Annotated in this window: 6 protein-coding genes; all 6 read right to left on the bottom strand. The window is 59.2% G+C overall.

The window, feature by feature from the left end; genetic code table 11:
* Positions 1 to 384 precede the first annotated feature (384 nt).
* Positions 385 to 1,002 (bottom strand): protein-methionine-sulfoxide reductase heme-binding subunit MsrQ, encoded by a 618-nt coding sequence (gene msrQ / locus K675_RS0112860; protein WP_017903925.1) that lies wholly within the window; start codon positions 1,000 to 1,002, stop codon positions 385 to 387.
* On the bottom strand, positions 1,002 to 2,015 hold the full coding sequence (gene msrP / locus K675_RS0112855; protein WP_017903924.1) for a protein-methionine-sulfoxide reductase catalytic subunit MsrP: 1,014 nt from the start codon (positions 2,013 to 2,015) through the stop codon (positions 1,002 to 1,004). Before msrP ends, msrQ begins: the two co-directional genes overlap by 1 nt.
* Before the next feature lie 63 nt (positions 2,016 to 2,078).
* Positions 2,079 to 2,936 carry a CDP-diacylglycerol--serine O-phosphatidyltransferase gene (pssA, locus tag K675_RS0112850; protein WP_017903923.1) on the bottom strand — a complete coding sequence of 286 codons (858 nt, stop codon included), beginning with the start codon at positions 2,934 to 2,936 and terminating at the stop codon, positions 2,079 to 2,081.
* Positions 2,937 to 3,081: 145 nt separating this feature from the next.
* Positions 3,082 to 4,098 carry a ketol-acid reductoisomerase gene (ilvC, locus tag K675_RS0112845; protein ID WP_017903922.1) on the bottom strand — a complete coding sequence of 339 codons (1,017 nt, stop codon included), beginning with the start codon at positions 4,096 to 4,098 and terminating at the stop codon, positions 3,082 to 3,084.
* 52 nt (positions 4,099 to 4,150) lie between these two features.
* The gene (gene ilvN / locus K675_RS0112840) at positions 4,151 to 4,642 is read right to left on the bottom strand and encodes an acetolactate synthase small subunit (protein WP_010444113.1); all 492 of its coding nucleotides are present in this window, start codon (positions 4,640 to 4,642) and stop codon (positions 4,151 to 4,153) included.
* A 1-nt stretch (position 4,643) separates the two neighbouring features.
* Positions 4,644 to 4,890 (bottom strand): thiamine pyrophosphate-dependent enzyme (locus K675_RS30720; protein WP_017903921.1); only part of this gene is annotated, 247 nt, incomplete at its 5' end.

Raw genomic sequence — 4,890 nt, 5'->3', positions numbered from 1 at the left:
GCTTGTTCCGTGCTTCGGTGATTTGAAGCCGCACTCTCCAAAACAAGATAACTCGTTGAATCTCAAGGAGTTTTCCGATAGGACAGCGCCGGAAGTGGGGCACATTATAGGCCCCTCAGAAGCAGCGTCAACCGTTATTTGACGATTTCGCTCATAAAGGTCAAAAACATGAACTTACGGTTAAACGCAGGCCCCTTGTAGGAGACGGCCGGGCGGCGCTCCGCTTGCTGACGATGGCGGCATCCAAATCACCACAGATCTAGCTGGATGGCCGCCTGCGGCGGGTCGCCAGCAAGCAGGCTCCCACAAAAGCAAAAGCACAAGAGCAAGAGCAAGAGCAAAAGACCAAAGCAGAGGCAGAGGCAGAGACCAGCAAGCCGGTTCCTATAGGGAGGGGGTTATCGGTCTTTTTGCGGCAAGCCGCGGAATCCGCCGCGCAATCAAGGGGATGCGCAATAACAGAAGCAAGCTTCCTGTAGCGGCATACACCGCCCACTCCTTCAGGTCCGCCCTGACGATCCAGAGCATATGCAGCAAACCCAGCCCGAGAATCACATAGCTCAGGCGATGCAGCTTCTTCCAGGCCTTGCCCAGCCGCCGCTGACTGTAGCGATTGGAGGTAACGGAAAGCACCAGCAACCCGAGAAACCCCAACGCCCCGACGATGATGTACGGCCGCTTGCTCAACTCCACACCCAACTGCGACCAATCCAGCCCCAATACAAACACCAGATAGGCCGCCAGGTGCAGCACCACATAGGCAAAGCACCAAAGCCCCAGTTGCCGCCGCACCGCTATCCAGCCAGCCCAGCCGGTCAGCTTCTGCAACGGGGTCATCCCCAGTGTCACCAGCAGCAGGATCAATGCTCCCAAGCCCAACCTATCGACCAGCACCTTGCCCGGATCCGGCCCCAGGGCGAAGATCCAGGCCTGATACAACCAGAGCAACGGCCAGATCACCGCAGCGACAAACACACTCAGGCGCCAGAACCAATATCGCATCAGTAGTTTTTCCGCAGATCCATGCCGACATACAGGGAAGCGACTTCTTCCGCGTAACCATTGAACATCTGCGTCTCCCGTACATTCGGGCTGAACAGCCCGCTGGGCAGGCGCCGTTCCCGAGCCTGACTCCAGCGCGGATGGTCAACCGTCGGATTGACGTTGGCATAGAAGCCATATTCATTCGCCGCAATACTCTGCCAGGTGGTTTTCGGCTGCTGCTCCACCAGGCTGATCCGCACGATGGACTTGACGCTCTTGAAGCCGTACTTCCAGGGCACCACCAGACGCAAGGGCGCGCCATTCTGGTTCGGCAGCTCGCGGCCATACATGCCCACGGCGAGGATAGCCAGCGGATTCATCGCCTCGTCCAGGCGCAGCCCCTCGACATAGGGCCAGTCGATCAGGGCGAAGCCGGAGCGCTGCCCCGGCATGCTCTTGGGATCCTGCAGGGTTTCAAACCGGATGTACTTGGCCTTGGAGGTCGGTTCGACCTGCTTGAGCAGCGCCGAAATCGGAAAGCCGATCCACGGGATTACCATCGACCAGGCCTCGACACAGCGCAGTCGATAGATCCTCTCCTCCAACTGGTAAGGCTTCATGAAGTCTTCGAGGGCGTAGCGCCCCGGCTTGCCGACCTCACCATCGATCACCACCGACCAGGGCTCGGCTTTCAGCGACCCGGCGTTTTGCGCCGGATCGCCCTTGTCAGTACCGAACTCGTAAAAGTTGTTGTAGTGCGTCGCGTCCTTGTACGGCGTGACGGCTTCATCCTTGACCGTCACCGCTCCCCAGCGGGTATCCGGCAGCTTGCCGGTAAACCAGGAAGGCGCGTTACCCATCTCGACATCGGCATAACGTGCCGCCTCCCCGGCACTGGCCAGGCGCGGCAGGCTGCCGAGCGCCAGCGCAGCCAACGAGCCGCCCAGCAGGCTGCGACGGGAGAGGTAGAGTGATTCGGGCGTGACCTCCGACTCTTTGGAGTCGGAGGCCCTGGATAGCTTGATCAGCATGACAACTCCGCAGTATTGGATGGCAGATGCACCAATAGACTACCGAGTCCGGGGGAAATTACATCACTCGACGCTTTTGTTGCGCCGCAAGTGCAACAGGTACTGAATCGGACCCGACGCCGCATAGGCGAGGAAGATCAGCAACAGGATACGTGGCGGGTCGCTGAAAACCACGGCAAACACCAACACCACGGCCAGGATCGCCACGAACGGCACGCGACCCTTGAGATCCAACTCCTTGAAACTGTTGTACTTGATGTTGCTGACCATCAGCATCCCGGCCGCCGCCACCAACAACGCCACCAGGAACGACATCTTCGAGCCCTGGATACCGTAGTCGCTGAACGCCCAGACCGTACCGGCCACCACACCGGCCGCCGCCGGGCTGGCCAGACCGATGAAGTAGCGTTTGTCGGCCTTGCCGACCTGGGTGTTGAAGCGCGCCAGGCGCAATGCCGCGCCGGCCACATAGATGAAGGCCACCATCCAGCCGACCTTGCCCATGTCCCCCAGTGCCCAGCCGAAGGCCAGCAGGGCCGGGGCGACGCCGAAGGCGACCATGTCGGACAACGAGTCATACTCGGCACCGAAGGCGCTCTGGGTATTGGTCATCCGGGCCACACGCCCATCCAGACCATCGAGCACCATGGCAACGAAGATCGCGATGGCGGAAAACGCGAAATACTTGCTCGCTCCGGCCGGATCGCCGGCACTGGCGGCGCTTTGCGCACTCATTGCACTGATGATCGCGTAGAAACCGGCGAACAGGTTCGCGGTGGTAAAGAGATTGGGCAGCAGATAGATACCACGATGCCGGACTTTACGGCCTTCGGCGTCATGCCCTTCTTCGACATGTTCATCGATCGGCAGCAGGCTTTCGGCGTCGGGAGCCTGGTTCGGCTCTTCGGGACGTTCGCTCATGGACAGTACCTTGCAACGGTGAAAAGTGATTCGACAGGGGTTCGCAACCGGCGTTCGGCGGCAAAACGATGCAGCTTTATACCAGAAGCCGCCCCCTAAACGAAAAAACGCGGCCTAGGCCGCGTTTTTCCAGACAGACCCGAACTTAGTTCTTGGTCTTGTCGACGATCTTGTTGGCGCTGATCCAAGGCATCATCGAGCGCAGTTGCTCGCCGATGATTTCGATGCCGTGGGCGGCGTTGTTACGACGCTTGGCGGTCATCGATGGATAGCCGGTGGCACCTTCGGAGATGAACATCTTCGCGTATTCGCCGTCCTGAATGCGCTTCAGAGCGTTGCGCATGGCCTGACGGGATTCGGCGTTGATGACTTCCGGACCGGTCACGTACTCGCCGTACTCGGCGTTGTTGGAGATCGAATAGTTCATGTTGGCGATACCGCCTTCGTACATGAGGTCAACGATCAGCTTGAGTTCGTGCAGGCACTCGAAGTAGGCCATTTCTGGCGCGTAGCCTGCTTCGACCAGGGTTTCGAAACCGGCCTTGACCAGCTCGACGGTACCGCCGCACAGAACGGCCTGCTCACCGAACAGGTCGGTTTCGGTCTCGTCCTTGAAGGTGGTTTCGATGATGCCGGTACGGCCGCCACCGACGCCAGCGGCGTAGGACAGCGCGACGTTCTTGGCGTTGCCCGAGGCGTCCTGGTAGATGGCGATCAGGTCAGGGATACCGCCGCCCTTGACGAACTCGGAACGTACGGTATGGCCTGGAGCCTTCGGCGCGATCATGATCACGTCCAGGTCGGCACGTGGAACGACCTGGTTGTAGTGGATCGAGAAGCCGTGGGAAAAGGCCAGGGTAGCGCCCTTCTTGATGTTCGGCTCGATTTCGTTCTTGTACAACTGGCCCTGGAACTCGTCCGGGGTCAGGATCATGACCAGGTCGGCAGCGGCGACGGCGGTGGCAACGTCGGCCACTTTCAGACCGTGAGCTTCAGCCTTGGCAACGGTGGCCGAGCCTTTACGCAGACCGACGGTCACGTCAACGCCGGAGTCTTTCAGGTTGCAGGCTTGCGCGTGGCCCTGGGAACCGTAGCCGATGATAGCGACTTTCTTGCCCTGGATGATCGACAGATCACAGTCTTTATCGTAGAAAACTTTCATGAAATACCCCTATATATCCAGGCCATCAGGCCATTCGCTAAATTGATTGAAATCAGATGCTCAGTACTTTGTCGCCACGGGCAATCCCGGTGACGCCACTGCGTACGGTTTCCAGAATCGAGGCCGTCCCGATCGCCTGGATGAAGCTGTCCAGCTTGTCGCTCGTACCGGTCAATTGCACGGTATAGACGCTGGCGCTGACATCGACGATCTGCCCACGATAGATATCGGTGGTGCGCTTGATCTCGGCGCGCTGGGCGCCGGTGGCCTTGACCTTGACCAGCATCAGTTCGCGCTCGATATGAGCACTTTCCGACAGGTCGACCAGCTTGACCACTTCGACCAGCTTGTTCAGGTTCTTGGTGATCTGCTCGATGATCTCGTCATGCCCGACGGTGGTCAGCGTCAGACGCGACAGGGTCGGGTCTTCGGTCGGCGCCACGGTCAGGCTTTCGATGTTGTAGTTGCGCTGCGAGAACAGGCCGACTACGCGAGACAGAGCACCCGGTTCGTTTTCCAGAAGCAGGGAAATGATGTGCCGCATGTTAGGTACGCTCCGTCTTGCTCAGCCACATATCGCGCATGGAGCCGTCTTTGATCTGCATCGGGTAGACGTGCTCGCTGGTATCGACCTGGATATCGAGGAACACCAGGCGATCCTTCATCGCAAACGCTTCTTCCATCTTCGGCTTCAGGTCTTTCAGATCCGTGATACGGATGCCGACGTGACCGTAGGCCTCGACCAGCTTGACGAAGTCAGGCAGCGATTCCATGTACGAGTGCGAGTGGCGG

It is taken from the genome of Pseudomonas fuscovaginae SE-1 (assembly GCF_000364705.1).
GTDB lineage: Bacteria > Pseudomonadota > Gammaproteobacteria > Pseudomonadales > Pseudomonadaceae > Aquipseudomonas > Aquipseudomonas fuscovaginae_A.
The sequence above is the reverse complement of the archived record's forward strand: the minus strand, read 5'-3'. Positions and strand labels throughout refer to the sequence as shown.

Excerpts from the sequence above, each read along its gene's own strand:
- msrQ (WP_017903925.1), bottom strand. The coding sequence starts at position 1,002 with ATGCGATATTGGTTCTGGCGCCTGAGTGTGTTTGTCGCTGCGGTGATC.
- msrP (WP_017903924.1), bottom strand. The coding sequence starts at position 2,015 with ATGCTGATCAAGCTATCCAGGGCCTCCGACTCCAAAGAGTCGGAGGTC.
- pssA (WP_017903923.1), bottom strand. The coding sequence starts at position 2,936 with ATGAGCGAACGTCCCGAAGAGCCGAACCAGGCTCCCGACGCCGAAAGC.
- ilvC (WP_017903922.1), bottom strand. The coding sequence starts at position 4,098 with ATGAAAGTTTTCTACGATAAAGACTGTGATCTGTCGATCATCCAGGGC.
- ilvN (WP_010444113.1), bottom strand. The coding sequence starts at position 4,642 with ATGCGGCACATCATTTCCCTGCTTCTGGAAAACGAACCGGGTGCTCTG.